Source organism: Streptomyces sp. BV286, assembly GCF_019090165.1.
In the GTDB taxonomy this organism is placed as follows: domain Bacteria; phylum Actinomycetota; class Actinomycetes; order Streptomycetales; family Streptomycetaceae; genus Streptomyces.
This window is the reverse complement of record NZ_JAHRIB010000079.1, coordinates 45129-70568: the sequence shown is the minus strand read 5'-3', so window position 1 is coordinate 70568 and position 25440 is coordinate 45129. Positions and strand designations below refer to the sequence as shown.

Annotated in this window: 18 protein-coding genes and 3 tRNA genes; 7 read left to right on the top strand and 14 right to left on the bottom strand. The window is 71.5% G+C overall.

Annotation, left to right across the window (positions count from 1 at the left end):
* Positions 1–26: 26 nt before the first annotated feature.
* The gene (gene dnaG, locus KUF83_RS10985; RefSeq protein WP_217454426.1) at positions 27–1934 is read left to right on the top strand and encodes a DNA primase; all 1908 of its coding nucleotides are present in this window, start codon (positions 27–29) and stop codon (positions 1932–1934) included.
* Between the two features lie 11 nt (positions 1935–1945).
* On the opposite strand, the gene KUF83_RS10980 is transcribed toward dnaG, so the two are convergent.
* Positions 1946–2971 carry a nucleotidyl transferase AbiEii/AbiGii toxin family protein gene (locus KUF83_RS10980; RefSeq protein ID WP_217454425.1) on the bottom strand — a complete coding sequence of 342 codons (1026 nt, stop codon included), beginning with the start codon at positions 2969–2971 and terminating at the stop codon, positions 1946–1948.
* On the bottom strand, positions 2968–3684 hold the full coding sequence (locus KUF83_RS10975) for a hypothetical protein (RefSeq protein WP_308402970.1): 717 nt from the start codon (positions 3682–3684) through the stop codon (positions 2968–2970). Before KUF83_RS10975 ends, KUF83_RS10980 begins: the two co-directional genes overlap by 4 nt.
* A 138-nt stretch (positions 3685–3822) precedes the next feature.
* Between KUF83_RS10975 and KUF83_RS10970 the strand changes: the two genes are divergently transcribed.
* Positions 3823–5142 (top strand): RNA polymerase sigma factor, encoded by a 1320-nt coding sequence (locus KUF83_RS10970; RefSeq protein WP_217454424.1) that lies wholly within the window; start codon positions 3823–3825, stop codon positions 5140–5142.
* Positions 5143–5252: 110 nt separating this feature from the next.
* Here KUF83_RS10970 and KUF83_RS10965 read toward each other — a convergent pair whose 3' ends face one another.
* The 4 genes from KUF83_RS10965 to KUF83_RS10950 form a co-directional block, all read right to left on the bottom strand.
* A complete protein-coding gene (locus KUF83_RS10965; protein ID WP_217454423.1) occupies positions 5253–7181 on the bottom strand; it encodes an ABC transporter ATP-binding protein in 1929 nt (642 codons plus the stop codon).
* Positions 7181–8914: an ABC transporter ATP-binding protein gene (locus KUF83_RS10960; RefSeq protein ID WP_217454422.1), complete on the bottom strand. Its 1734-nt coding sequence runs from the start codon at positions 8912–8914 to the stop codon at positions 7181–7183. The genes KUF83_RS10965 and KUF83_RS10960 overlap by 1 nt, the downstream gene beginning before the upstream one ends.
* A gap of 166 nt (positions 8915–9080) precedes the next feature.
* On the bottom strand, positions 9081–10535 hold the full coding sequence (locus KUF83_RS10955; RefSeq protein WP_217454421.1) for an FGGY family carbohydrate kinase: 1455 nt from the start codon (positions 10533–10535) through the stop codon (positions 9081–9083).
* A 63-nt stretch (positions 10536–10598) separates the two neighbouring features.
* A complete protein-coding gene (locus tag KUF83_RS10950) occupies positions 10599–10907 on the bottom strand; it encodes a YtxH domain-containing protein (protein WP_217454420.1) in 309 nt (102 codons plus the stop codon).
* Between the two features lie 164 nt (positions 10908–11071).
* On the opposite strand from KUF83_RS10950, the gene KUF83_RS10945 reads away from it, so the two are divergent.
* The 4 genes from KUF83_RS10945 to KUF83_RS10930 all read left to right on the top strand — a co-directional run bounded on the left by KUF83_RS10945 (position 11072) and on the right by KUF83_RS10930 (position 12872).
* A tRNA-Asn gene (locus KUF83_RS10945) sits at positions 11072–11144 on the top strand.
* 6 nt (positions 11145–11150) lie between these two features.
* A tRNA-Asn gene (locus KUF83_RS10940) sits at positions 11151–11223 on the top strand.
* Positions 11224–11391: 168 nt separating this feature from the next.
* Positions 11392–11465 (top strand) — tRNA-Ile (locus tag KUF83_RS10935).
* 342 nt (positions 11466–11807) lie between these two features.
* Positions 11808–12872 (top strand): LacI family DNA-binding transcriptional regulator, encoded by a 1065-nt coding sequence (locus tag KUF83_RS10930; protein ID WP_217454419.1) that lies wholly within the window; start codon positions 11808–11810, stop codon positions 12870–12872.
* Here the strand turns inward: KUF83_RS10930 and KUF83_RS10925 are convergent.
* From KUF83_RS10925 to KUF83_RS10910, 4 genes are all read right to left on the bottom strand, one after another.
* Complete coding sequence (locus tag KUF83_RS10925) at positions 12835–14235, bottom strand: glycoside hydrolase family 32 protein (RefSeq protein WP_217454510.1); 1401 nt, start codon at positions 14233–14235, stop codon at positions 12835–12837. The two genes, KUF83_RS10930 and KUF83_RS10925, sit on opposite strands and share 38 nt — an antisense overlap.
* Before the next feature lie 5 nt (positions 14236–14240).
* The gene (locus KUF83_RS10920; RefSeq protein ID WP_217454509.1) at positions 14241–15101 is read right to left on the bottom strand and encodes a carbohydrate ABC transporter permease; all 861 of its coding nucleotides are present in this window, start codon (positions 15099–15101) and stop codon (positions 14241–14243) included.
* A 65-nt stretch (positions 15102–15166) separates the two neighbouring features.
* Positions 15167–16141 (bottom strand): carbohydrate ABC transporter permease, encoded by a 975-nt coding sequence (locus KUF83_RS10915; RefSeq protein WP_217454418.1) that lies wholly within the window; start codon positions 16139–16141, stop codon positions 15167–15169.
* Positions 16138–17547 carry an extracellular solute-binding protein gene (locus KUF83_RS10910; protein WP_217454417.1) on the bottom strand — a complete coding sequence of 470 codons (1410 nt, stop codon included), beginning with the start codon at positions 17545–17547 and terminating at the stop codon, positions 16138–16140. Before KUF83_RS10910 ends, KUF83_RS10915 begins: the two co-directional genes overlap by 4 nt.
* Positions 17548–17754: 207 nt before the next feature.
* Between KUF83_RS10910 and KUF83_RS10905 the strand changes: the two genes are divergently transcribed.
* Positions 17755–19347 (top strand): glycoside hydrolase family 32 protein, encoded by a 1593-nt coding sequence (locus KUF83_RS10905; protein WP_254643666.1) that lies wholly within the window; start codon positions 17755–17757, stop codon positions 19345–19347.
* Positions 19348–19490: 143 nt separating this feature from the next.
* Here KUF83_RS10905 and KUF83_RS10900 read toward each other — a convergent pair whose 3' ends face one another.
* From KUF83_RS10900 to KUF83_RS10885, 4 genes are all read right to left on the bottom strand, one after another.
* A complete protein-coding gene (locus KUF83_RS10900) occupies positions 19491–21116 on the bottom strand; it encodes a GAF domain-containing protein (RefSeq protein ID WP_217454416.1) in 1626 nt (541 codons plus the stop codon).
* Positions 21117–21163: 47 nt separating this feature from the next.
* Positions 21164–22201: a rod shape-determining protein gene (locus KUF83_RS10895; protein ID WP_217454415.1), complete on the bottom strand. Its 1038-nt coding sequence runs from the start codon at positions 22199–22201 to the stop codon at positions 21164–21166.
* Between the two features lie 301 nt (positions 22202–22502).
* A complete protein-coding gene (locus KUF83_RS10890; protein WP_217454414.1) occupies positions 22503–23861 on the bottom strand; it encodes a carboxyl transferase domain-containing protein in 1359 nt (452 codons plus the stop codon).
* Positions 23854–25347 carry an acyl-CoA synthetase gene (locus KUF83_RS10885; protein ID WP_217454413.1) on the bottom strand — a complete coding sequence of 498 codons (1494 nt, stop codon included), beginning with the start codon at positions 25345–25347 and terminating at the stop codon, positions 23854–23856. Before KUF83_RS10885 ends, KUF83_RS10890 begins: the two co-directional genes overlap by 8 nt.
* Between the last annotated feature and the right edge of the window lie 93 nt (positions 25348–25440).

Below are 25440 nucleotides of genomic sequence, written 5' to 3'. Positions count from 1 at the left end.
TCACACCGTCCCCGTAGACTCGGCGCGTGGCTGGAAGGATCAACGACGAGGACGTGAAGGCTGTTCGGGACGGGGTCCCGATCGACGCCGTGGTGTCCGAGTACCTCCAGCTGCGCAGCGCGGGCGGCGGAAACCTCAAGGGTCTGTGCCCGTTCCACGACGAGAAGTCGCCCTCCTTCCAGGTCAGCCCGAGCAAGGGGCTCTTCCACTGCTTCGGCTGCCAGGAGGGCGGCGACACCATCACGTTCGTGATGAAGGTCGACCACCTCTCCTTCTCGGAGGCGGTCGAGCGCCTCGCCGGCCAGGCGGGCATCACCCTCCGCTACGAGGAGGGCGGGTACAACCCCTCCCACCAGCGCGGCGAGCGCATCCGGCTGGTCGAGGCCCACAAGGCCGCCGCCCACTACTACATCGAGCAGCTGGACAACGGCTCCGAGGCGGACACCGGCCGCAAGTTCCTCGCCGAGCGCGGCTTCGACCAGTCGGCCGCCACGCACTTCGGCGTCGGCTACAGCCCCCAGGGCTGGGACCACCTCGTCCGCCACCTCCGCGGCAAGGGCTTCACCGACAAGGAGCTGCTGCTCTCCGGCCTCGCCCAGGAGGGCCGCCGCGGCCCCATCGACCGCTTCCGCGGCCGCCTGATGTGGCCGATCCGCGACATCGGCGGCGAGGTCGTCGGCTTCGGCGCCCGCAAGCTGTACGAGTCGGACAACGGCCCGAAGTACCTGAACACCCCGGACACGCCGATCTACCGCAAGTCCCAGGTGCTGTACGGCATCGACCTCGCCAAGAAGGACATCGCCAAGAGCAGCCGGGCGGTGGTGGTCGAGGGCTACACCGACGTCATGGCCTGCCATCTCGCCGGCATCACCACCGCCATCGCGACCTGCGGCACGGCCTTCGGCGGCGACCACATCAAGATTTTGCGCCGGCTCCTGATGGACAACGGCTCGGCGCGGGTGATCTTCACGTTCGACGGCGACGCGGCCGGTCAGAAGGCCGCCCTGCGCGCCTTCGAGGACGACCAGAAGTTCGCCGCCGAGACGTACATCGCGATCGCCCCGGACGGCATGGACCCCTGCGAGCTGCGCCTCGCCAAGGGCGACGCGGCCGTCGCCGACCTGGTCGAACCGCGCACACCGCTCTTCGAGTTCGCCCTGCGCCAGATCGTCGCCCGCTACGACCTGGAGACCCCCGCGGGCCGCGCCGCCGCGCTCGACGAGTCCGCGCCGGTCGTGGCCCGTATCAAGAACACCGGCGCCCAGCACGAGGTGGCCGTCCAGCTCGCGGGCATGCTCGGCATCCTCGACACGCAGTTCGTCGTCAAGCGGGTCGCCCAGCTCGCCCGCTGGGCCCGCGACCGCGGCGGCAAGGGCCCCGCCCCGACGAGCACCGGCCGCCCACCGCAGCAGTACGAGAACAGCGGTCCCCGGCCCTCCTCGGGCCCCGCCCTGACCCTGCGCAACCCGGTGTTCGCCACCGAGCGCGAGCTCCTCAAACTGGCCCTACAGCGCCCCGACCTGGTCTCCCCGGCCTTCGACGCGTACGGGGTGGACGAGTTCACCGCCCCGCCGTACGCGGCCGTCCGCGAGACGATCATCGAGGCGGGCGGCGCGGAGAACGGCACACAGGACCCGCAGGAGTACCTGGTCCGTGTTCGCGAGGCCGCCCCGGACGACGTGGTCCGCGCCATGGTCACGGAGCTGGCCGTCGAGGCCATCATGCGCAAGACGGTCGACGAGCACTACGCGGGCGAGCAGCTGGTCACCGTCCGCCGCCGCGCCGTCGAGCGCCGGGTCCGCGACGTCCAGGGCGCCCTCGCCCGCGCCAGCGCCCAAGGGGACCCGGCCCAGCTGGCCGCCGTGCAGAACGAGTTGTGGGTGCTCCAGCAGTACGACCAGGCCCTGCGCGAGAAGGGCCCTTCCGCGCTCTGAGCCGGGCCGGGTCAGCCGCGGTTCCGCGGGCCGGGCCGCCGCCCCTCGAACGTCGGCGCCATCGCCCGTACCAGCCGGTCGACGAACTCCCGCTCAAGATCCGCGAACCGCGGATACTCCGTGACGAAGTGCTCCCACTCCACGTACCGCAGGGATTGCACCAGGTCTTCGAGGAAGACCCCCTCGCGGTCCTGGCGGGGCCACTCGGCCGACAGCCGGAAGACCTCGTGCAACAGCTCGTACGGCAGTGGATGCCGCTCCGCCAGCAGCACGGCGTCGTACAGGTCCTTGCCCTGCGAGTGCATGTCGTTGATCAGCCACATCAGCTTCCAGGCCAGCGACAGTCCGGGAGTGGCGGCCCACAGGACCGAGTCGCCCGGCAGTTCGACCGGCTCGGGCTCCTCGGGCAGCCGCTCGTTGAAGACGAAGTCGAGCTGCACGTGCCCGCCGGGCAGGCCGGGGGCGTCCCAGGGCAGCACCATACGGCGGCCCGGCACCCGGTCGTACGTCCAGATGTCCTCGACGACCGCGCCCCGCGCCGAGACACCGACGTCCGGCCCGTGCTCTTGGCGGCGCTCGTCGGCCAGCGCCTGCGCGGCCGCTGCGATCCCATCGAGCATCCGGCCGGTGCGCTCCTGGTCGATCCGCCAGGCGCGCGGAACCACGACGAAGTCCAGGTCACCGGGCTCACGAGCGGCGTCCCCGAACCACACCGACATCAGCACGCTGCCGCGCAGCACCAGCGAGTCCACCCACTCGGATCCGGCGATCGCGGCGAGTACCAGATCCAGGGCGCGGCGCCGGGCGGTCCGCCAGGCCGCACCCCTGGCCGGGTCGGCGAAGCCGGGGTCGGTGGCGCGGTAGGCGTTGTGATGGTGCTTCATGGAGGGATCGAAGACCGGGTACTGCACCGCGTCGTCCGCCTCCACCCAGGTCAGCGTCCGTGGCAGGTCCCGCGCCCGGCGGGTGGCGTCGTCGAGCGCCTCGCGGGGTATCTCGGCGCTTCCCCATCCGAAGTCCTGCCAGGTCCCGCTCATGTCCGCACCTCCTGGGGAGCTCCCGGCACGAGTGACCCGCGCCGCCGTGCGTCCGCGTCTTCGTCGACGCCTTCCTCGGCGCCCTCCTCGGCGACTTCCTCGATCCAGCCGTCGTCGAGGGAGACGTCACTGTCGTGGAGCACGAACTCCCGCTCCACACCGACCACTTCGAACCCGTTCAGCTCCGACAGCAGCCGCTCCAGTCTCCGCCCGGCGCCCTGCGCGTCCACACCCCGGCACCGCTGGGTCACGAACCGCTCGTGCCGTCCGCCCGCGCCCTGACCGTCACGCGTCCGCCGGGCGTTCCACGAGAGGTGGGCGCCGTGCGGGACGACCCTCGCGGCCAGGGCGTCGAGGTCGTTGCCGGAGTCCAGCAGGAGCTTCACATGGTGCTCGAAGTACTGCTGTTCTTCGTGTGGTTGGCCTTCGCGTGGCACCTCCGGGGCCCACGGGGACGACTCGATCTTGACGCGCAGGGGCACGAAACCGTCCGCCCGCAGAAGAGCGGTCACTTCCTGTGCCCGGGCCGATTCGGCGGCGTAGGACGGGGAACCCGCCAAGGTGACCATCGGCTGCGACGGCACACGGCCGCGGGCCAGCACGATGTGCGTCAGCTTGAGACCCGCCCCGGCCGCCCAGCACCGCAGCCGTTCCGATTCGGCGGCGCCCGCGCAGCGGACCGTCACATGAGTTTCGTAAAGGGAACCGGACACTCGGGGATCGTGCCAGATCAGGATACGAACGGGCACGCGAGTTTTCCTGGACGGTAACCACGCGGTCACGGACCGGACTCAAAAAGTCACCGCACGCCCCTCGTGGCGGTGATGTGTCGTACTCCACACTGGGTTCCGGTGCCTGAGTCCTCGGAGCGCGGCCGACCCGAACGCGACGGGTCCGAAGTCCCCGCGGTTCCGCTCAATGACTTCGGGATGGACAGCGGCAAGGCCGCCGACCCCATCCCCGACGTACCGCTGCCGCACGCCTCAGCAGCGACATTCATGGAGGTCGCCCCCGTGCAGACCCAGACCCTGACCCAGAACCAGACGCAAGCCCACAACACGACGGACGCGGACACGGACAGCGACACGGCCCCGGACGCAGACGTCCTTGCGGCCGTACCGGCGCAGAACCGTGCCGCGCACCACCCCGAGACGACGGCCGAGCCCCAGGATCCGCCCGAGCGGCCCGCCGTCCTCGTGGAGAGCGAGACCGAGGCGCCGGAGCCGGTGGAACTGCCCCGCGGGCGGGCGGACACCGGCGGACCCTCGTCCGACCTGTTCCGCCAGTACCTGCGGGAGATCGGCCGGATCCCCCTCCTGACCGCGGCGGAGGAGGTGGAGCTCGCCCGGCGGGTCGAGGCGGGCCTCTTCGCCGAGGAGAAGCTGCGGCGGACCCCCGACCTCGACAGTCAACTCGCCCTTGACCTCGACAAGTTGGTGGTCATGGGCCGGATGGCCAAGCGCCGCCTCATCGAGGCGAACCTGCGGCTGGTCGTGTCCGTCGCCAAGCGGTACGTGGGGCGCGGGCTGACCATGCTGGACCTGGTCCAGGAAGGGAACCTGGGCCTGATCAGGGCGGTCGAGAAGTTCGACTACGCCCGCGGGTACAAGTTCTCGACGTACGCGACCTGGTGGATCCGCCAGGCCATGTCCCGGGCCCTTGCCGACCAGGCCCGCACGATCCGGGTCCCCGTCCACGTGGTCGAGCTGATCAACCGGGTCGTGCGCGTCCAGCGCCGCATGCTGCAGGAACGGGGGTACGAGCCGACGCCCGAGGAGGTCGCCGCCCACCTCGACCTGACGGGTGAGCGGGTCAGCGAGGTCCTGCGGCTGGCCCAGGAGCCGGTGTCCCTCCACGCCCCGGTGGGGGAGGAGGACGACGTGGCCCTCGGCGACCTGATCGAGGACGGCGACGCGACGAGCCCCGTCGAGTCGGCGGCCTTCCTGCTGCTGCGCGAGCACCTGGAGGCGGTCCTGTCCACGCTCGGCGAGCGCGAGCGCAAGGTGGTGCAGCTGCGGTACGGGCTGGCGGACGGCCGCCCCCGCACGCTGGAGGAGATAGGGCGGATCTTCGGCGTGACACGCGAACGCATCCGCCAGATCGAGTCCAAGACCCTCAACAAACTCCGCGACCACGCGTTCGCGGACCAGCTGCGGGGTTACCTGGACTAGCAGTGGACTAGCAGGCGTTCTCGGGGGCCTCCGCCCCCGAACCCCCGGTCCTCGAACGCCGGACGGGCCGAGAAATCAGCCCGTGCGGCGTTCGAGGCCGAAAAACCCCCTCAGTCCACCTCCACCGCCGCCTGGGCGAACTGCGCCTGGTAGAGGCGCGCGTACGCACCGCCCGCCGCCAGCAGCTCCCCGTGCGCCCCCTGCTCCACGATCGCCCCGTCCTCCATCACCAGAATCGTGTCGGCATCCCGGATCGTCGACAGACGATGCGCGATGACGAACGACGTCCGCCCGTGCGCGAGTTTCGCCATCGCCTTCTGGATGAGCACCTCGGTCCGGGTGTCCACGGAACTCGTCGCCTCGTCCAGCACCAGGATCACCGGATCGGACAGGAACGCCCGGGCGATCGTGATGAGCTGCTTCTCACCCGCGCTGACCCCCGACCCCTCGTCGTCGATGACGGTGTCGTACCCGTCCGGCAGCGTACGGACGAACCGGTCGGCGTGAGCGGCCCGAGCCGCCTCCTCGATCTCCCCCCGGGTGACCTCCCGGGAGGCCCCGTATGCGATGTTCTCCGCGATCGTCCCCCCGAACAGCCACGTGTCCTGCAACACCATGCCGATACCGGCCCGCAGTTCGTCCCGGGACATCCCGGCGACGTCGACGCCGTCGAGGGTGATCCGCCCGCCCGTCGTCTCGTAGAACCGCATCAGCAGGTTCACCAGCGTCGTCTTGCCGGCGCCCGTCGGCCCCACGATCGCCACGGTGTGCCCCGGCTCCACCTTCAGCGAGAGGTCCTCGATGAGCGGCTTCTCCGGGTCGTACCGGAAGGAGACCCCCTCCAGCGCCACCCGGCCCCGAAGCTCCTCGGGACGCACCCCGCTCACCGGGTCGGCCTTCTGCTCCTCCGCGTCCAGCAGCTCGAAGACCCGCTCCGCCGACGCGACCCCGGACTGCACGAGGTTCGCCATGGACGCGACCTGCGTGAGCGGCATGGAGAACTGCCGGGAGTACTGGATGAAGGCCTGCACGTCACCGATGGACAGCGAGCCGGACGCGACCCGCAGACCGCCGACCACCGCCACCAGCACGTAGTTGAGATTCGACACGAACATCATCAGCGGCTGCATGACCCCGCTGTTGAACTGCGCCCGGAACCCGGCCTCGTAGAGCTGGTCGTTCTCCTCGGCGAACCGCGCCGCCGACTCGTCCTGCCGCCCGAAGACCTTCACCAGGGTGTGCCCGGTGTACATCTCCTCGATGTGGGCGTTCAGTTTGCCGGTGGTTCGCCACTGCTGCACGAAGTGCGGCTGCGACCGCTTGCCCACCCGGGTGGCGACGAAGAACGACAGCGGCACGGTGACCAGCGCGACCAGCGCGAGGAGCGGCGAGACCCAGAACATCATCGCGAGCACCCCGATGATGGTCAGCAGCGAGTTGATCAGCTGACCCATCGACTGCTGGAGGGTCTGCCCGATGTTGTCGATGTCGTTCGTGGCGCGGCTGAGCACCTCACCGCGCTGCCGCTTGTCGAAGTACGACAGCGGCAGCCGCGACAGCTTGGTCTGGACGTCCTCGCGCATCTTGTACATGGTCAGGTTGACGGCCCGGTTCACCAGCCGCGTCGCCACGGTCATCAGCAGCCCGGCCGCCAGGAACGCCACGAGCGCGATTCCCAGCACCTCGCCGACCGCCCCGAAGTCGATGCCCTCGCCCGGTGTGAAGTCGGTCCCGGAGAGCATGTCGGCCGTACCGCCGTCGCCGCGCTCCCGCATCGCCGCGAGAGCCTCGGCCTTCGTCTGCCCGGCGGGCATGTCCCGCCCGACGATCCCCGCGAAGACCAGGTCGGTGGCCCGGCCCAAAATCTTCGGGCCCACGACCGACAGGCCCACGCTGAGGACCACGGCGGCCAGCATCACGTACAGCGTGGTGCGCTCGGGCCTGAACTGCGCCAGCAGCCGCTTCCCGGACCCCTTGAAATCCATCGAGTGCTGGTCGGGACCGCCGCCGGCCATCATCCGCCCCATGGGCCCGGCCATCAGGCTGCCTCCGCTTCCGTCAGCTGGGAGAGCACGATCTCCCGGTAGGTCTCGTTGTCCGCCATCAGCTCGTGATGGCGGCCGGTCCCGACGACCCGGCCCTCGTCGAGGACCACGATCCGGTCGGCGTCCCTGATGGTCGACACCCGCTGGGCGACGATCACGACGGTCGCCTCCGCGGTCTCCCGCGCGAGCGCCGTGCGCAGCGCCGCGTCCGTCGCGTAGTCGAGCGCGGAGAAGGAGTCGTCGAACAGATAGATCTCGGGACGCTGCACGAGGGTCCGGGCGATGGCGAGCCGCTGCCGCTGACCGCCCGACACGTTCGTCCCGCCCTGCGCGATCGGGGCGTCCAGACCGTTCTCCAGCCCTTCGACGAACCCCTTGGCCTGCGCGACCTCCAGCGCGTGCCACAGCTCCTCGTCCGTCGCGTCCGGATTCCCGTACCGCAGGTTGGTGGCGACGGTGCCCGCGAACAGATACGGCTTCTGCGGTACGAGGCCCACCGTGCGCGCCAGCAGCCGCGGCTCGACCGTCCGTACGTCGACGCCGTCCACCAGCACCTGACCGTCGGTGGCGTCGAACAGCCGGGGGACCAGCCCGAGCAGGGTCGACTTGCCGCTGCCCGTCGAACCGATGACGGCGGTCGTCTCGCCCGGCAGCGCCACCAGGTCGACGGCCCTCAGCACGGGCTCCTCGGCGCCCGGGAAGCGGAACCCGGCCCCGCGGACCTCCAGATGACCGTGCCGCCGCAGCTCCAGCACGGGCGCCTTCGGCGGCACCACACTGCTGGAGGTGTCCAGGACCTCCTGGATGCGCTCGGCGCAGACCTCCGCGCGCGGCACCATCATGAACATGAAGGTGGCCATCATCACGGACATCACGATCTGCATGAGATAGGCGAGGAACGCGGTCAGCGCGCCGATCTCCATCCCGCCGCTGTCGATCCGGTGGGCACCGAACCACACCACCGCGATCGACGAGACGTTCACCACCGTCATGACGATCGGGAACATCAACGCCAGCATCCGCCCGGTCCCCAGCGACACCTCGGTGAGGTCGGCGTTCGCCTTCCGGAAGCGCTCCTCCTCGTACGCGTCCCGCACGAAGGCCCGGATGACGCGGTTGCCGGTGATCTGCTCGCGCAGCACCCGGTTCACCGTGTCGAGCCGCACCTGCATGGTGCGGAACAGCGGCCGCAGCCGGCGCACGATGAGACTGACGGAGATCCCGAGCACCGGCACCACGGCCAGCAGCACCCCGGACAGCGGTACGTCCAGGCCGAGCGCCAGCACGATCCCGCCCACGCACATGATCGGCGCCGACACCAGCAGGGTGAACGTCATCAGCGCGAGCATCTGCACCTGCTGCACGTCGTTCGTCGTGCGGGTGATCAGGGACGGCGCCCCGAAGTGGCCGACCTCACGCGCGGAGAACGACTGCACCCGGTCGAAGACCCCGGCCCGGATGTCCCGGCCGACCGCCGCGGCCGTGCGGGCGCCGTAGTAGACGGCACCGATGTTGCAGACGACCTGCGCCAGCGAGATGCCGATCATCAGGGCGCCGAAGGACAGGATGTAGCCCGTGTCCCCCGTCACGACACCGTTGTCGATGATGTCGGCGTTCAGCGTGGGCAGGTAGAGCGTGGCGCAGGTCTGCAGGAACTGCAGCAGTACGAGCAGGCCGATGGGTTTCTTGTAGGGCGTGAGATAGGTACGCAGAAGTCGTATGAGCACGCTGGGTCTCTCGGGGTCGGCGGCGGGGCGGTTGGTTGCCCTTGGCCCCTATCGTCGAACACTCCACCCGCGTTACCTCAACTGATTAACCCAAGAGAGGTCCAAGAGAGGACCACATGCCGGCCCCGAGCCGTAGGCCGTCCGGGTGGCCGGGACCCTCGGAGGCTCAGGACCGGAAGGCCCCCGGGTGGGTCTGGTCCCGCACCGAGACGTACTGCTGCCGCACGGCCTGCCCCACCGCCAGCTCCTCGCCGGGCTCCAGGACCTGCGCGGCCGCCCCCTGCCAGACCGGAGGCAGCCCCGGCTGGATCGTGCCCTGCTGGACGCCGAGCGCCCAGGCCGCCTGCCGGGCCGCGCCGATCGCCGCGTAGTCCGCGGGCTGCGGCACCACGATCTGCGTACCGAGCAGCGCCGGCGCGCACGCCTGCACCGCGCTCAGCTCGGCGGCCTGGCCCAGCAGGAAGATCCGCCGCACCTCCACACCCCGCTTGCGCAGCACGTCCAGGGCGTCCGCGAGCCCGCACAGCATGCCCTCGAAGGCGGCCCGCGCCAGATGCTCGGGCTTCATCGACTCCCGCCGCAGCCCGGCCAGCGTCCCCGCGGTGTGCGGCAGGTTCGGCGTCCGCTCGCCCTCCAGGTACGGCAGCATCACGAGCCCGTGGGAGCCCGGGGTGGACTTCATCGCGAGGTCCGACAGGGCCTCCAGATCGGGTACGCCGAGCAGTTCCGCGGCCCCGCGCAGTGCCCGTACGGCGTTGAGGGTGGTGACGACCGGCAGGTGCATCCCGGTCGCGTCCGCGAGCGAGGTGATCATCCCGGAGGAGTCCACCAGCGCCTCCTGGTGGACGGCCATCACGGAACCGGAGGCGCCGAGCGACACCACCGCGTCCCCGAGCCCGATGCCCAGGCCGAAGGCCGCCGCCATCGTCTCGCCCGTGCCGGCGGAGATCAGCAGCCCCTCGGGCGTCGTCCCCGCGGCCTCCCACGGTCCGAGCACATCGGGCAGCAACGCCTGGTGGCCGAGCGCCAGCTCCACGAGATCGGGCCGGTACGCGCCGGTCGCCGCCGACCAGTAGCCGGTGCCGGAGGCTCCGCCCCGGTCCGTGGTCCGGCGCGCCGGACGGCCGAGCAGCTGCCACACCAGCCAGTCGTGCGCCTGGAGCAGCATGGCGGTGCGCAGGGCCGCCTCGGGTTCGTTCTTCGCGAGCCAGCGCAGCTTCGTCACGGGCTGCGCCGCCTGCGGCACGCACCCCACGGCCTGCGCCCAGGCCTCCCGCCCGCCGAGCGCGTCGACGAGGTCGGCGGCGGCGACCTGCGCCCGCTTGTCCCCGCCGACCATCGCCGGACGGATCGTGTTGCCCTGGGCGTCCACCGGGACGAGCCCGTTCTGCTGGGCGGACACACCGATGGCCTGCACGCCCTCCAGGAGCCCGCCGCCCGCGGCCTCGCCCAGGGACAGCAGCCAGGCCTGCGGGTCGACGTCCGAGGGCCGCCCACCGTCCGCCGAGCCGTCCATCGGATGCGGGGCATACCCCTGCCTGAGCACGGCTCCGCTGTCCGCGTCACAGACGACGATGCGTGTGAAATCGGGCGAACTGTCCAGCCCGGCGACTATCCCCATGGCGGAAATTCTGCCGTACGACCGGAGCTGGCCGTACCGGTGCGGCGGAGGCTCTCGTACCGGTTACGTGTTGCTGGTGCCCCAGTCGTCCTCGCTACGGGTGCCGTTCGGGCTGCGCTCGCGCAGGGAGCGGACCCTGTCGGTGACCGAGTCGGGGACCTTGTCACCGACTTTCTCACTCACCACGTGGTACGCCTTCCCGGCGAACTGCCGCCCCTGCTGGGCCGCGGACTCGGCGGTGTTGCGCACCGCCGGGTTCTGCGCGACCTGCCGGGCGGTCTTCCTCAGCTGCTCGTACCGCTCGCGCCCGGCACGTGAGCCGAGCACGTATCCCAGGGTCAGTCCGACGACGAACGTGAGCCGGTAGCGCATGGGGGCCACCCTTCCTCTTGTGGGTCGGTCATTGCGGCGGCGTCGGTCGCAGGCGGGTTACCGATTGGCGGAGCACCCCCCTGCTTGCGCTAATGTATGTGTCGCAGCGAGCGCACGCCCCCTGGCGAATACCCAGGGAGGTACGTTCGATGCAAGCGAGGCAATCCCCTGTAGCTCAATTGGCAGAGCAGCCGGCTGTTAACCGGCAGGTTACTGGTTCGAGTCCAGTCGGGGGAGCTTCGATCTTCCGTAGCTCAATTGGCAGAGCAGCCGGCTGTTAACCGGCAGGTTACTGGTTCGAGTCCAGTCGGGAGAGCAACCGGAACGAGGACCCCGATGGGGTCCTTTTTCATGTCCGCGGGAACCGCTGCGCCCCAGGTGAGGTCCTTGAGGGCAGGCGAAGTCGACCATCCGAAGCAGGAGATCGTATGAGCGGCTATGCTGCGGCAGACGGCGCGCACAAATGTGCGCGACGCGCCGTAATGGGGCGGTAGCTCAGCCGGTTAGAGCAGCGGACTCATAATCCGCCGGCCGTGGGTTCGAGTCCCACCCGCCCCACTGTGCACGTCTGTAACCTGCGGAAACGTCTCAGCAGGAGTGCGTATTCAGGACCTTGGGCGAACGGGCCGAATCCGCTGCGCATGAGTTCAACCTCGTTGCCGGGGTTGCTGGTTCAAGAGGCTTCGAGCTGCGCGGATGTGCCCGTTCGTGGGCGCTGGGCCGACCGTACGGGCTCCCTTCGATCCCGGCGCTGGATGCTGATCCAGGCAGCCCGGACCGACGCCGCCTCGCCGCACCGACTCACGAATCCGGTCGCCCCGTGCGGCCCGCGGTGGCGGGCTCCGTGGTGGTTTCCGCGGGTAGGCTTGGCCGGTCGGGCGAAGTCGGCGGGGACGGTGCATGGGCGGGGTCGAGAAGACGCGGGGCGGCGGAGCCGAGCGTGCGACCTCGAAGGATGTCGCCCGGCTCGCCGGGGTCTCGCACACGGCCGTGTCCTTCGTCTTCAACGGGCGTGCCCAGGGCAACCTCTCCGCCGAGACGCAGGAGAAGATCCGCAAGGCGGCAGCACAGCTCGGCTACCGGCCGCACGCCGTCGCCCGTGGACTGCGCCGGCGTCGTACCGCCGTGATCGGTCTGGTCACGGACGAGATCGCCACCTCCCCGTTCGCCGGGCGGCTGCTGCGCGGGGCCATGGACATGGCGTGGAACAGCGAGCACCTGGTGCTCACCGTCGATTCAGGGCAGGACCCGGTCGCCGAGGACGCGGCCGTCGCCGAACTGCTCGACCGGAGGGTCGACGGGATCATCTACGCCGCGCTGTCGCTGCGCCGCGCCCGGGTGCCGGAAGGGCTGCACCACACGTTCGCCGTGCTCGCCAACTGTCTCCCCGAGGACGGTTCCCTCGCGGCCGTCATCCCCGCCGAGCGGGCCGGTGGCCGCAGCGCCGCACGCGTCCTCCTCGACGCGGGCCACCGCCGGGTCGCCCTGGTGGGCGGTCTGGACGACATCGCGACCGCGGAACGGCTGCGCGGCTTCCGGGACGCGCTGCGGACGGTGGGGCTGACGGCTGGGAAGGACTGGGTCGTGCGGACGGGAGGGGAGATCGACGCCGGGTACCAGGGCGCGCTGCGGCTGCTGGACGGTGTTCCGGCCCACCGGCGGCCCACGGGGATCGTCTGTTACAACGACCGGGTCGCCGCGGGCGTCCTCCACGCCGCCGCGCGCCTGGGCCTCGACGTGCCCGCCGACCTGTCCGTCGTCGGCTACGACGACCAGGAGCACATGGCGGCCTTCCTCAGCCCGCCCCTCACCACGGTCGCCCTGCCCCATCGCGCGATGGGAGAGACGGCCGTCCGCCTGCTCCTGGACGCCATCGGCAGCGGGACCGCGCCGCCGGTCACCACCCGGCGGCTGGAGTGCCCCGTCGTCATGCGGGGTTCGGTGGGACCAGCTCCCAGCCCGTGACCTCGACGTCCGCGCCCGACACGGCCAGCTCCGCGATGTCGTCGTCGCGTCGGTAGACCCGTTCCGTGGCCGTCGCCCGGTCGCCCGCGAACAGTTCCAGCAGGGAGCCGTCCACGAGGATCCGTACGGTGAGGGTCTCGGCCGGCGGGGTCGGCAGGAACAGGGGGGCCGTGCCGTCCGGGCGGGCGCGTGGCCAGGCCGTGCGGTCCAGGGTCACCGTGCCGGACGCCGGATCGAGCCGTACGGTCAGTTCGGCCCCGGACGCGGCCCGCAGCAGACTCACGGTCGCCGCTGAACGGGCGGTCACCAGCAGGTCGTACGCGTGGGGGAGCGGCCGGTGCGGTCCTGGTGCGGCCGTGAACGGGACGGCCGCTCGCAGGAGTTCGAGTTCCGGAGCCGGTACGACCCGTAGCGTGCCGTCCTCGTGGGTGTCCATCAGGCGTGGTGCGGTGAGGACTCCCGACCAGCCCGCGCGGGCCACCTCTTCCGGCGGGCGTGACTCCCAGGACCAGCCCCAGAGCAGGGCGCGGCCGGACACCGTGTCCTGGAGGACGGAGGGGGCGTAGAAGTCACGGCCGAGGTCCAGCGGGCCGCCGCCCGGACCGGCCGCGAACCTCGGTCCACCGTCCGGCTCCTCCACCAGATGACCCGTCAGGTACGCGGTGCTCAGCGGGTCGCCGTCCCACAGGGCCACCGCCAGCACCCAGTCGCCCCCGGCCGTCTCCCACAGCTGCGGACACTCCCAGCCGATCGCCCGCGTACCGAAGGCGCGGGCCGCCGCCGCGTCCCGGCCGTCCAGCAGGACCCCGGCGAACCGCCAGTCGTACAGGTCCTCGCAGTCGTACACCAGGACGGACGGGGTGCCGTCGGCGTGGCCGGCGCCCATCAGTGCCCAGCGGCGGCCGGCGAAGCGGAAGACGAACGGGTCCCGGAACATCGTCACGTCCAGGCCGGGGGGTGGGGCGGCGACCACCGGGACCGGCAGTTGCTTCCACTGCTGGAGGTCGTCGTCCTCCGCCACGGCGAGGCAGACCGCGCTCAGGCCCTGGTGGTCGCGGTCGATCCCGGAGTACACGGCTGTCGGTACGCCCTGGTCGTCCACCACGCAGCCGGACCAGCAGCCCGCCTCGTCCGGGCCGCCGGGCGTCGGCCGCAGGGCGATCCCGTGGTCGTCCCAGTGGGCGAGGTCGGGGCTGGAGGCGTGGCCCCAGTGGATGTTCGCGTGGACGGGTGCGTCGGGGTTGTGCTGGTAGAAGAGGTGGTACCGACCGCCCCAGCGCACGGGGCCGTTCGGGTCGTTCATCCAGTTGGACGGCGGCCGGACCCGGAAGCGCGGGCTGTGGGCGTCGGTCGGCCGGCTCACGGAACTCAACGATTGACTCCTGCGGATGTGATGCCCTCGCGCAGAGGGCGCTGGCCGACGACGAAGACGAGGACGGCGGGGAGCATGGAGAGGACGACTCCGGCGAGGACCACGGAGATCGAGCCGGTGCCGAGATTGCCCTGGAGGGAGACCAGGCCCAGGGGCAGCGTCAGGTTCTCGGTGGAGGTTTCGAGGATCAGCGGCCGGAAGAACTCGTTCCAGTGGTAGTTGAAGGCCAGGACGCCGACGATGGCGAGACCGGGGGCCGCCAAGGGGGCGTACACCGACCGGAAGACGCGCCACGGGCCCGCGCCGTCGATCATCGCCGCCTCGCCCAGGTCCTTCGGCATGCCCAGGAAGTACTGGCGCATCAGGAAGGTGCCGAAGGCCGTCGGGAAGGCGGGGATGATGAGGCCGAGGAGGGTGTCGGTCAGGCCCAACGTCTTCAGTTCCAGGAAGACCGGGACCATCGTGACCTGCAACGGCACCATCATCGTGGCCAGGACCAGCGCGAACAGCGGCTTCTTGAAGCGGAATTCCAGGCGGGCGAAGGCATAGCCCGCCAGGCCCGCGGTGATCATCTGGCCGGCCGCGATCAGCGCGGTCACCAGCGTGGAGTTCAGCGCGTACAGCCAGACGTCGATCTGGTCGAAGACCCCGCGGTAGGCGTCGACGGTGGGGTCCGTGGGGATGATCCTCGGCGGCAGGTCGAAGGACTCCGCCGGTGTGCGCAGCGATGTCGACACCGTCCAGATGACCGGGCCGAGCGTCAGCAGGGCGCACAGCGCCAGGCCCGCGATCCGGCCCCAGGGTGCCAGGCCGTGCCGTACGCGTGACGCGGTGGGGCTCGTGCGGGGACCCGGCATCGCACCCGGTGCCGAACCCGGCAGGGATTTCGAGAGGGAACTCGTACTCAACTGACTCACCCGGCTCACTGGTAGTGGACGTAACGCCGGCTGAGCCGGAACTGGAGTGCGGTGACCGCCATGATCAGAACGAACAGCAGGACGCCCACGGCGGACGCCTCGCCGAAGCGGAGCTGCTCGAAGGCCGTCTCGTAGATGACCATCACGACCGTGCGGGTGGAGTCGCCGGGGCCGCCCGCCGTGAGGACGTACGGCTGCTCGAAGACCTGGAGGGCGTTGATGATGCCGACCACGGACGCCACAAGGAGCGTGGGCGACAGCAGTGGCAGGGTGACGGCGAGGTGCTTGCGCACCCCGCTCGCGCCGTCCAGGGCGGCCGCCTCGTGCACCTCCTTCGGGATGTTGTTCAGGCCGCCGACGAACAGCAGGAACGAGAAGCCGAACTGCTGCCAGACGTACGCCAGGACCACGGCCGCCATCGCCCCGTTCTCCGAGGTCAGCCAGGGGACCGAGGGGATGCCGACCGTGCCAAGCAGCCAGTTCACGGGGCCGAAGTCCTGGTTGAACAGGTACTTCATCACCACCGAGATGGACGCGGCGGACAGCACCAGCGGGAAGAAGAACGCCGAACGGAACACGGACCGCAGCCACTTGGGCATCCGGCCGTTCACCGCGATCGCCAGCACGAGCGCGATCAGCAGCTGGAGTGCGACCGCGAGCACCATGAAGACGAGCGTGTTGCGGAAGGAGACGAGGACTGTTGAGTCAGTAAGGATTTCACGGTAGTTGGCCGCTCCGGCCCAGCGCGGGTCGTCGATCACGTCCCATTGGAAGAGGCTGAGGACGACCGAGCCGACGATCGGTACGACCGTGAAGACGACGATGCCGACGACGGTGGGCGCGAGGAACAGTACGGCGAGCAGACGGGTGCCCCGGGTGCGGGCGGTCGTGGCCGCGGGCCCGGATGCCTTACGGGCGCCGCGGGCCCTGCGGGGACGGGCGGGCTCCGGCCGGGCAGGCCTGATCTCGGTGTTCGTCACACTTCACGCTCCATGGCCTTCTCCAGGTCCCCCTGCAGCCGGCGCAGCGCGGGGCGCACCGCGCCGGGGCTCGCGAGGGCGGTTCCGGTGTGCTTGATCAGCAGCTGCTCGACTTCGTTGACCTGCGGCGGGGCCGGGATCGGGCCGGTGGAGGGGATCTTGTCGAGGGTGTCGTAGAAGACCTGCCAGTGGGCCGGTCCTGTCTCCCGGTAGCGGGCCTCGTCGACCATGGAACGGCGGGCAGGAGTGGTCTGGTTGGCTGCGAAGAGCTGGGTCATCACGTCCTTGCGGGCGGCGTACTTGATGAACTCCCAGGCCTCGTCCCGCATCTTCGACGTGCGCAGCATCGCGTACCCGGCGGCGCCGAACTGGTGACGCCGGGTACGCCAGCGGGGGAAGTGCCGCACGTCGTAGTCGGCCGGTTTCATGCCCGCCTCGTGCAGGCCGCCCGCCCAGAAGCCGCCCGCGGGTGTGACACCGACGCGGCCGGTGGAGAACACGCCGACGAGGTTGCGGCCGTCGCCGCCCTCCGGCCGGGTGCACAGGTCCTCCTGGATGAGGGAGGCGAGATAGTCGTAGACCTCCGCGACGCGGTCGGAGTCGGCCTGGGGTGTCGTCCACCGGTAGCCGCCGCCCCGGCCGCGCCGTTGTGCCTCGGGGTAGAAGGAGTTCCAGAGCCAGTCGCCCCCGGGAGCCCTGGACTCGGCGAGGAGGTTGGTGCCGCCCGCGAACAGCCAGGGGACCACGCCGCCCCACAGCCGGTTGGTCCAGAAGTACGGGGTGAATCCGGCGCCGTTGCTGCGTTTCATCGCGCGCAGCAGCGTCGTGAAGTCGTCGTGGGTCCAGTCGTTGTCGGGGAGGCCGGCGCCGGCGCGTTCCAGGACCCGGGTGTTGAGGTACATGTCGGCCGCGTTGAACTCGACCGGCAGCTGGTAGAGGCTTCCCTCGTACATCATCGACTCGACCAGTGAGGGATGGACGTCGGCGAAGTACGAGCGCAGCTCGGCTGCGTCCCGCTTCGCCCACCGGTCCAGCGGTACGCCGAGCCGCTGGGCGAAGAGCTGCACGCCCTCGGTGGCGACGTACACGAGGTCGGGCGCCGTGCCCGCGGCGATCTGGGTGAGGATCTTGGAGAAGAAGTCCGACCAGTCGTAGGCCTGTACGGGGTTGATACGGATCCTGATGTCGGGGTGGACTTCGCGGAACCCGTCGCGCAGGGCGCGTTGGGCGTCGGGGTTGAAGGCGGAGCCCAGGGTGGCGATGACGAGCGAGCCGTCGTCGCGACCGGGGATGTCGGCGGCGGTGAGGCGGTCCCAGCCGGCCGCGACACCGGCGACAGCGGCGGCTCCGGCGCCGTACGCGCCGTAGCGCATCAGGCCCCGGCGGGAGAGGAGCGAGTCGGTCATCGGCGAGCCTAACTCGTGTTAGTCGAGGTTGATTCCCCGATGATGAGAATCCCGTTGTGGCTCTGTCAAGGGGTGGGGACGGATGGGGAGTCACGTGAACGGAATGTGTGTGAAGGGTTGACCTTTAACGAGTTAGGTATACGGTTCCGGCCACCTGAGTCACACGAGCCGCGTCCCGACGGCGATGTCGGGGAAGGGAGCCGCACGATGCGTGACATGCCGAGGAGTTCGCTGAGTCCGTGGGGGACTCTGTCCAGGAGGTCGCTGCTGGCGGCCTCGGCCGCCGGTGCCGCCGGTGCTCTGCTTCCGGACTTCGTGAGACCGGCGATGGCGGCGCCCGCCGGGGCCACGGCGGCCGCGTGCACGGGCAGCTACCGCGCCGCGTACCACTTCACGGTCCCCGACCAGTGGATGAACGACCCGCAGCGTCCGGTCTGGATCGACGGCGAGTACCACTACTACTACCTCTACAACCCCGACTACTCGACGGGCGGCACGGCGGCCGGCACCGCCTGGCGCCTGGCCACCAGCACCGACCTCGTCTCCTTCACCGACCGGGGCGTCGCCGTGCCGAAGAACACGACCCCGAACGGCGATGTCTGGTCGGGTTCGGCGGTCATCGACACGGACGACACGGCGGGCTTCGGCGCGGGCGCGGTGATCGTCCTCGCGACCATGGCGCCCGACGACGTCACCCAGGCCCAGTACCTGTACTACTCGACGGACAACGGCCGCACCTTCACGCACCACGGCACCGCCCCGGTCCTCGCCAACCCCGGCGTACGGGACTTCCGCGACCCCAAGGTGATCCGCGACGAGGAGCGCGGGCGGTGGGTGATGCTGCTCGCCGAGAACGACAAGGTCGGCTTCTACCACTCCGCCGACCTCAAGGCGTGGACGTACGTCGGCGGCTTCATCAGGGGCGGCATCGGCGTCCTGGAGTGCCCCGACCTGTTCCGCATCCGGGCGCAGGACGGGACCTGGAAGTGGGTCCTGGGCGTCAGCGCCAACGGCAAGGGCTCCGGGCGGCCGAGCACGTTCGCGTACTGGACGGGTTCCTTCGACGGCACGGCCTTCACCGCCGACGTGTCCGATCCCCAGTGGCTGGACCACGGCTGGGACTGGTACGCGGCGGTCACCTTCGACAAGCGCGACACGAACGGAGTCCTGGACCCGGCCGCACGGTACGCGATCGGGTGGATGAACCACTGGGACTACGCGGGCACCACCCCCACGATGGAGTGCGACGGCTTCAACGGCACCGACTCGATCGTCCGCGAGATACGGCTGCGGCGCGCGTCATCGGGTGCGTACTACCTGGCGTCCCAGCCGGTGGCGGCCCTGGACGACCACGTCTCGCGCACGGTGGACCTCGGCGACCTCACGGTCGACGGCACGCGGCTGCTCGCGTACACGGGCACCGCGTACGAGCTGACCTGTGACATCACCTGGGACCAACTGACCGGTGCGGGGCTCCAGTTGCGGCGGTCGTCGGACGGCGGGCGGCACATCGACGCGGGGGTCTACGGCGACTACGCCTTCGTCAACCGCGGCTACACCGTGAGCCCCGACACCTCCGGCCGCTGGCAGGAGAGCCGGACGCCCTTCGACCTGTCCGCCCGCACGGTCCGCCTGCGCATCCTCGTCGACCGCACGTCCGTCGAGATGTTCGTCGGCGACGGCCGGTACGTGCACTCGACCGAGGCCTTCCCCGACCCGTCCGACACGGGGCTGGCACTGTTCACCATCGACGGGCAGGCGGTGTTCCGGAACACGGTGATCCGGGAGTTCACGGTCTGATCCGACGTGGGGCGGGCGGGGCGTTCGGGGCCGTCGGCGACGCCCGGCGTGCCAGGGCTCTTTGCCCGAGGCGGGCGAGACGTCTGCACCGCGGAAACAGGCCCGAGGCGTCACCTTGGGACGTGGGGTGGAGCCTCGCCCGTCTACAGGGGAGACACCCACGTCATCGTGTCCTTGGCCCGGGCGTCGCCGTCCGGGGTTCCGTTGTCGGACACCGTGAGCCGTACGCCGGGGCGGCCGTCCGGGAGTGTTGCCGTCGCGTCGACCGTGACCGCGACCCGCGTCGTGCCGGGGCGCCGGGACATGGTGGTGAGGGCGCCCCGGAGGGCGGTGAGGAGGTGCCCGGCCACCGTGTCCGTCACACGGGTGTCGACCGGACCGGTGAAGTGGACCGACGGCTGGGCGCCGAGGACCGGCGCGGCGCCCGCCGTCTCGCGGAGCACCCTGCCCCTGAAGCTGGTCGGGGCGTCGGCGGGCGGCTGCTGCAGGGCGAAGATCGCGGTACGGACCTCCTGGACGGTCGACCGGAGTTCGTCGACGGCCCGGCCGAGCGTCGCGTGGACCCCGGCGTCCTGCTCCTCCGCGGCCGCGCGGCGCAGTGTGGACTCCAGCATCATGCCGGTGGCGAAGAGCCGTTGGACGACCAGATCGTGCAGGTCACGGGCGATCCGGTCGCGGTCCTCGAAGACGGCGAGCCGCTCCCGGCGCTGCTGTGCGTCGGCCAGCACCAGCGCCAGCGCGGCCTGGGAGGCGAACTGCGTGGCCAGCAGCTTCTCGGCGGGGGTGTACGGAGGGTCGCCGCGCCGGCGCGGGAGGGCGAGGGTGCCGATGAGCCGGCCCGCGGTCTGCAACGGCAGCAGCATGCTCGGCCCGAAGCGGTGCCGTACGGGGGTCGTCATACGCGGGTCGGTCGCCGAGTCCTCGACGAACACCGGTTCCCCGCCGAGGAGTTGTTCCAGCACGGAGCTGCCCGGCGCGATGGTGGTGCCGACCAGGCCGCCCCGGCCGTCCGGCGCCGACGCGGTGACGATCTCCATACCGCCCTCGTCGGTGGGCTGGAGGATCACGCCGGCCGCCGCGCCGGCGAGGACACGGGCACGCTCGGCGACCGTCATCAGCGCGTCGGCCGCCGCCTCACCGGTGAGCAGCGCCGTCGTCACGGCCGCCGCACCCTCGATCCAGCGTTCCCGCCGGCGGGCCGTCTCGTACAGGCGGGCGTTGCCGATGGCGATGCCCGCCTGGGTGGCGAGCAGGCGTGCCACCTGCTCGTCCTCGGCGGTGAACGGGCCGCCGCGCTTCTCGGTGAGATAGAGGTTGCCGTACACCTCGTCCTCCACGCGCACCGGAACGCCGAGGAAGCTGTGCATCCTGGGGTGCCCGGACGGCATGCCGCACGAGCGCGGGTCGGCGGTCAGGTCGGTGAGCCTGAGCGGAGCGGGCTCGCGGACGAGCACGCCGAGCAGGCCCCGGCGTCCGTCCGGCGGATGCTCGATGCGTGCCCGCTCGGCATCCGGCAGCCCGGTCGTGCAGAACTCCGCCAGGCCGTGGTCCCCGGGGGCGAGTACCCCCAGGGCCGCGTACCGGGCGTCGGTCAGTCCGGCCGCGTTGTCGACGATGCGCTGGAGCGTGGCGCGCAGTTCCAGATCGCTGCCGACACCGAGGACGGCTTCGAGGAGGCGGGGGAGGGCGAGGGAGGGACGGGGAGCCGGCGCCTGGGCGGGGCGCTCGGCGGGGCCGGTGGGGCCAGTAGGGCCGGTGGGTTCCGTCATGCGGGGCGGCGGGGGCGGGCTCTGCGCGTACCGATCCGTACGGGCGCTCAGGCGGTCGACGTGTCGAGGACCAGCGGCTCGATCCTGCCCTCCAGCATCGCGCCCAGGCCGAGGACGGCGCACACGTCGGGCCGTTCGGCGATGTGTACCGGCATGCCCGTCGCGTGCCGCAGCATCTGGTCGAGGCCCGGCAGCAGGGCGCTGCCGCCGACCATCATGATCCCGCGGTCGGCGAGGTCGGCCACCAGGTCCGGCGGGCAGACGCGCAGCACCTTGCCGATGCCGTCGAGTACCGCGGTCAGCGGCGTCTGGATCGCGTCGCGCACGGCGGCCGTGTCGACCTGCACGGAACGGGCGAGGCCGGTGGCCACGTCCCGGCCGTGGATCTCGGTGGAGGCGGGGCCGTGCGGGGTGAGCCCGTTCCCGGAGAGGGCGAGCTGCAGCGGGCGTACCGACTGTGAGGGGAGCATCAACTCGTGCTGGTGGCGCAGGTGTTGGACGATGGCGTGGTCGATTGCCTCGCCGCCGACGGGGATGCGTGCGGCGGTCACGATCGAGCCGAGGGACAGCACCGCGACCTGGGTGGCGGCGGCCCCGCACACCATGATCATGGTGGCCTCGGGCCGTTCCACGGGCAGTCCGCAGCCCACACCGGCGGCGATGAGCGTGTCGACGAGTTCGACGCGCCGCGCCCCGAGTCCGACGAGCGTCTCGACGGCGGCGCGCTCCGCGAGCGGGTCGGCGTCGTGCGGGGTGCAGATGGCGGCCCGCAGCCGGGGCTTGCGGCGCAGGGCGCGGCGGACCTTGTCGCCGAGCAGCTGGCGCAGCATGCGCTGGGCCATCTCGATGTCGACGACCGTGCCGCCGGAGACGGGCCGCACGACGCGGATGTAGTCGGGCGTACGGCCCGTCATCTTCTCCGCGAACTCGCCGACGGCGATCAGGGCGCCGGTCTTCGTGTTCACGGCGGCGACGCTCGGCTGGTCCACGACGAGCCCGGCGCCCTTCACGAAGACACGTGTCCTCGCCGCCCCCATGTCTACGGCGAAATGGCAGCGGCGCAACTGCTCCAGGCTGGCGGTCATCGTGGGTCCTCCCGAGAGCACGGACGGTGGGACTCGGCCGGGCGGCGGTCCTCCTACGCATCGTGCGGGACCTGACGGGGTGTCGCCTTTCGGGGTGGGCCGGGCGGGGTGCCGCTGGATGGGTGGTCTTCGGAGGCGACGGGCGATCAGGTGACGGGCCGGCTCGGGTGGTGGCGCCCGGGGCCCGGGCGGAGGGCCGGAGGCCGGGTGGTGCCGGGACCCGGGTGATGACGGGCTCCGCGAGTGGTGACGGGCTCCGCGAGTGGTGGTGGCCGGGGCGGCAGGCGTCGCCCCTGACCGCCTACCCGGGGTACCTCACCGGTTGCACGATGCCGCGTACGACACCGAGGTCCACCAGGTCCTGTGGGCGGATGCGGAGCTGGTCAGCGGTGGCGCGCACCTCCTGCGGCGGTCGCTTGAGGATGGCGGCCGCCAGCTCCGGGGCGATGACGGAGAAGTAGCTGTCCGGCGTGGCCCACGTGTTGTCCGGTGCCGCGAGGGCCAGCGCGCCGCCCGAGCCGCCCTCACCGATCAGCAACGTGGTGACCGGGGTCTCCGCTGCCGCCACGGCTCCGAACAGGTCCGCGATGGCCGCGCCCGCGCCCTGCCGCTCCGCCTCCGCGTCGTTGGCGGCCCCCGGAGTGTCCACGAGTGTCAGGACGGGGATACGGAGCCGGTCCGCGAGCCGGATCAGCCGGGCGGCGGTGCGGTAGCCCGCGGGGCGGGTCGCCGTGCCCGTCTGGGCGGCGTAGGCGACCACCCGGCCGTCCTCCGCCCGTACGCCGACACCGCAGAGCATGCCGTCGTCGGTGCCGCCGCAGCGGTCGCCGCTGATCGGGGCACGCTCGGCGAAGTACGCGTCCAAGTAGGCCTGCGCCCGGGGTCGTTGGGGAGACCGCGCGTTGTGCACCGCCTGCCAGCCGGTGTCGGGGAGCGCGGTGCCGGCCAGGGCCGGGGGAGGGGGGACGGGGTCGGCCGACGGGTGGCTCAGCAGGCGCAGCCAGAGTGCCAGCGTCCCCGGCAGCTCCTGCTCGGGCACCACCGCGTCGACCGCTCCTGCCGCCAGTTGCGCCTGCGCGGTGTACGCGGCCGGGTCCGCGTCGGGCGGGCGGACCCGTGAGCCCGCGAAACCCACCTGTGCTCCGGGCAGCGCGAGGATCACGTCGGCTCCCGCGCCCAGGGTGGCCCAGCCGCCGCCCGTCGTCGGGTCGCGCAGCACGGCGACCTGGGGCAGGCGGGCCGCCCGGGTGAGCGCCGACTGACGTGCCACGCGCTGGAGTTGGACCAGGGCGCGCATGCCCTCCTGCATCCGGCTGCCGCCCGTCGCGACGAGGGAGACGACCGGCAGGCGGTGTGCACGCGCGTACGTGTACGCGGCCTGCAGGCGGTCACCCGTCCGCTCGCCCAGCGAGCCGCCGAGGAAGCCGAACTCGAAGGAGATCAGCACGGCGGGAGCCGTACCGACGGTGCCGGTACCGCAGACGACGGACTCCTCCTCGCCGGTGCGGTCCGCGGCCCGGGCGCGCGAGGCGTCGTACCCCTGCCAGGACAGCGGGCCGTCCGGCCGGTGCGTGCCCGCGGGAACGGGCAGGTCGGTGAAGTCGGCGGTGAGGAGACCGATCGCCTCTCGGGCCGTGAACCGCCGGGAGGCCTCAGTCATGAGTCAGCGCACGCTTCATGATCTTGCCCATGTCGTTGCGGGGCAGGGCGCCGAGACAGTGGACGACCCGGGGCCGTTTGTGGGGCGCGAGACGGACGGCCACGTGGTCGGCCAGCTCCGCGAGCAGCGGGGGGTTCTCGGCGTCGGCGGGGACGATCCACGCCACGATCCGCTCCCCGAGGTCGGGGTCCGGCTCGCCCGTGACCGCGGCCTCCCGCACGCCGGGGTGCTCCAGGAGGGCGTTCTCGATCTCACCCGCCCCGATCTTGTATCCGCCGCTCTTGATGAGGTCGGTGGCCTTGCGGCCGACGATGCGCACGTACCCGTCGGGGTCGCGCACCGCCATGTCGCCGGTGCGGAACCAGCCGTCCTCGGTGAAGGCCGCCGCCGTCGCGTCGGGCCGGTTCAGGTACTCGGTGAAGAGGTTCGGCCCGCGGACCTGGATCTCGCCCACGGTCTCCCCGTCGTACGCCGCCAGGGCCGTCGTCCCGTCCTCCTCCGTCAGCCGCAGTTCGACGCCGGGCAGCGGGACGCCGACCGTGCCGGCCCGGGGCTCGCCGTCCGCACGGACGCTGGTGTTCATCAGCGTCTCCGTCATCCCGTACCGCTCGATGACCCGCCGGCCCGTCGCCTCCGCGATCCGCTCGTGGTCGTGCACCGGCAGGGCCGCCGATCCCGACACGAGCAGCCGCGCCCGCGCCAGCGCCTTCGCGAGAGCCGGGTCGTCGGGCAGGGTCTCGGCGATCCGGTGGTACATGGTCGGGACCCCGAACAGCATCGTGGCGCCCGCACTCAACTCCCTGGTCACGCCCGTGACGTCGAAGCGCCCGAGATGCCGTACGGAGCCGCCGCGGCGCAACGGGCCGAGGATGCCCAGGATCAGGCCGTGCACATGGAAGAGGGGGAGGCCGTGTACGAGGACGTCGTCGCCGGTCCACTGCCAGGCGTCCGCGAGGGCGTCCAGGGTGGTGGCGACGGCCCGGTGGGGGATGACGGCGCCCTTCGGAGGGCCGGTGGTGCCGGAGGTGTAGACGACGAGGGCGGGGGCCTCCGGGGAGAAGCCGGGGGCGAGGACCTCGGCGGCGGCTGCCGCCGCCCGCGCGGCACGTACGTCGACGTCCACGTCGACACGCTCCAACGCAGAGAGGGCGGACGGCAGTTGGTCGCCCGCCGATGCGAGCACCAGCGTCGGCGCGCTGTCCGCCACGATGTGTCCCAGCTCGCTCCCGCCCGACTTCGGGTTGAGCGGCACGGCGGGGACACCGGCCAGCAGCGCGGCGACCACGGCGACCGCCGTCTCCAGGGTGGGAGTGGCCCAGACGGCGATCCGGCCCGCCTCCCCGATACGGGCGGCCAGCGGGGCGGCGGCCGTCGCGAGTTCGCCGTAGGTCAGGGAGCGGTCGCCGAAGCGCAGGGCCGACCGGTGCGCGGCGGTGCCGTCCGGGTCCGCCAGTGCCTCGGTCAGGGCCGGGAAGAGAGGGGACACGCGAGCGTACTCCTTGGTCGTCGGACGTGGTCGTCGGTCGTCGTTCGTCGACTGTCAGTTTCACTGGTCATCAGGGGCGGCGGGCGCCTGGGG

Bases quoted from the DNA above. Each gene is read 5' to 3' on its own strand.
- KUF83_RS10930 (WP_217454419.1), top strand. From the start codon at position 11,808: ATGGGCGGGGTCGAGAAGACGCGGGGCGGCGGAGCCGAGCGTGCGACC.
- KUF83_RS10980 (WP_217454425.1), bottom strand. From the start codon at position 2,971: ATGAGCGGGACCTGGCAGGACTTCGGATGGGGAAGCGCCGAGATACCC.
- KUF83_RS10895 (WP_217454415.1), bottom strand. From the start codon at position 22,201: ATGACCGCCAGCCTGGAGCAGTTGCGCCGCTGCCATTTCGCCGTAGAC.
- KUF83_RS10950 (WP_217454420.1), bottom strand. From the start codon at position 10,907: ATGCGCTACCGGCTCACGTTCGTCGTCGGACTGACCCTGGGATACGTG.
- KUF83_RS10910 (WP_217454417.1), bottom strand. From the start codon at position 17,547: ATGACCGACTCGCTCCTCTCCCGCCGGGGCCTGATGCGCTACGGCGCG.
- KUF83_RS10920 (WP_217454509.1), bottom strand. From the start codon at position 15,101: ATGCCGGGTCCCCGCACGAGCCCCACCGCGTCACGCGTACGGCACGGC.
- KUF83_RS10955 (WP_217454421.1), bottom strand. From the start codon at position 10,535: ATGGGGATAGTCGCCGGGCTGGACAGTTCGCCCGATTTCACACGCATC.
- KUF83_RS10965 (WP_217454423.1), bottom strand. From the start codon at position 7,181: ATGGCCGGGCCCATGGGGCGGATGATGGCCGGCGGCGGTCCCGACCAG.
- KUF83_RS10900 (WP_217454416.1), bottom strand. From the start codon at position 21,116: ATGACGGAACCCACCGGCCCTACTGGCCCCACCGGCCCCGCCGAGCGC.
- KUF83_RS10905 (WP_254643666.1), top strand. From the start codon at position 17,755: ATGCGTGACATGCCGAGGAGTTCGCTGAGTCCGTGGGGGACTCTGTCC.
- KUF83_RS10890 (WP_217454414.1), bottom strand. From the start codon at position 23,861: ATGACTGAGGCCTCCCGGCGGTTCACGGCCCGAGAGGCGATCGGTCTC.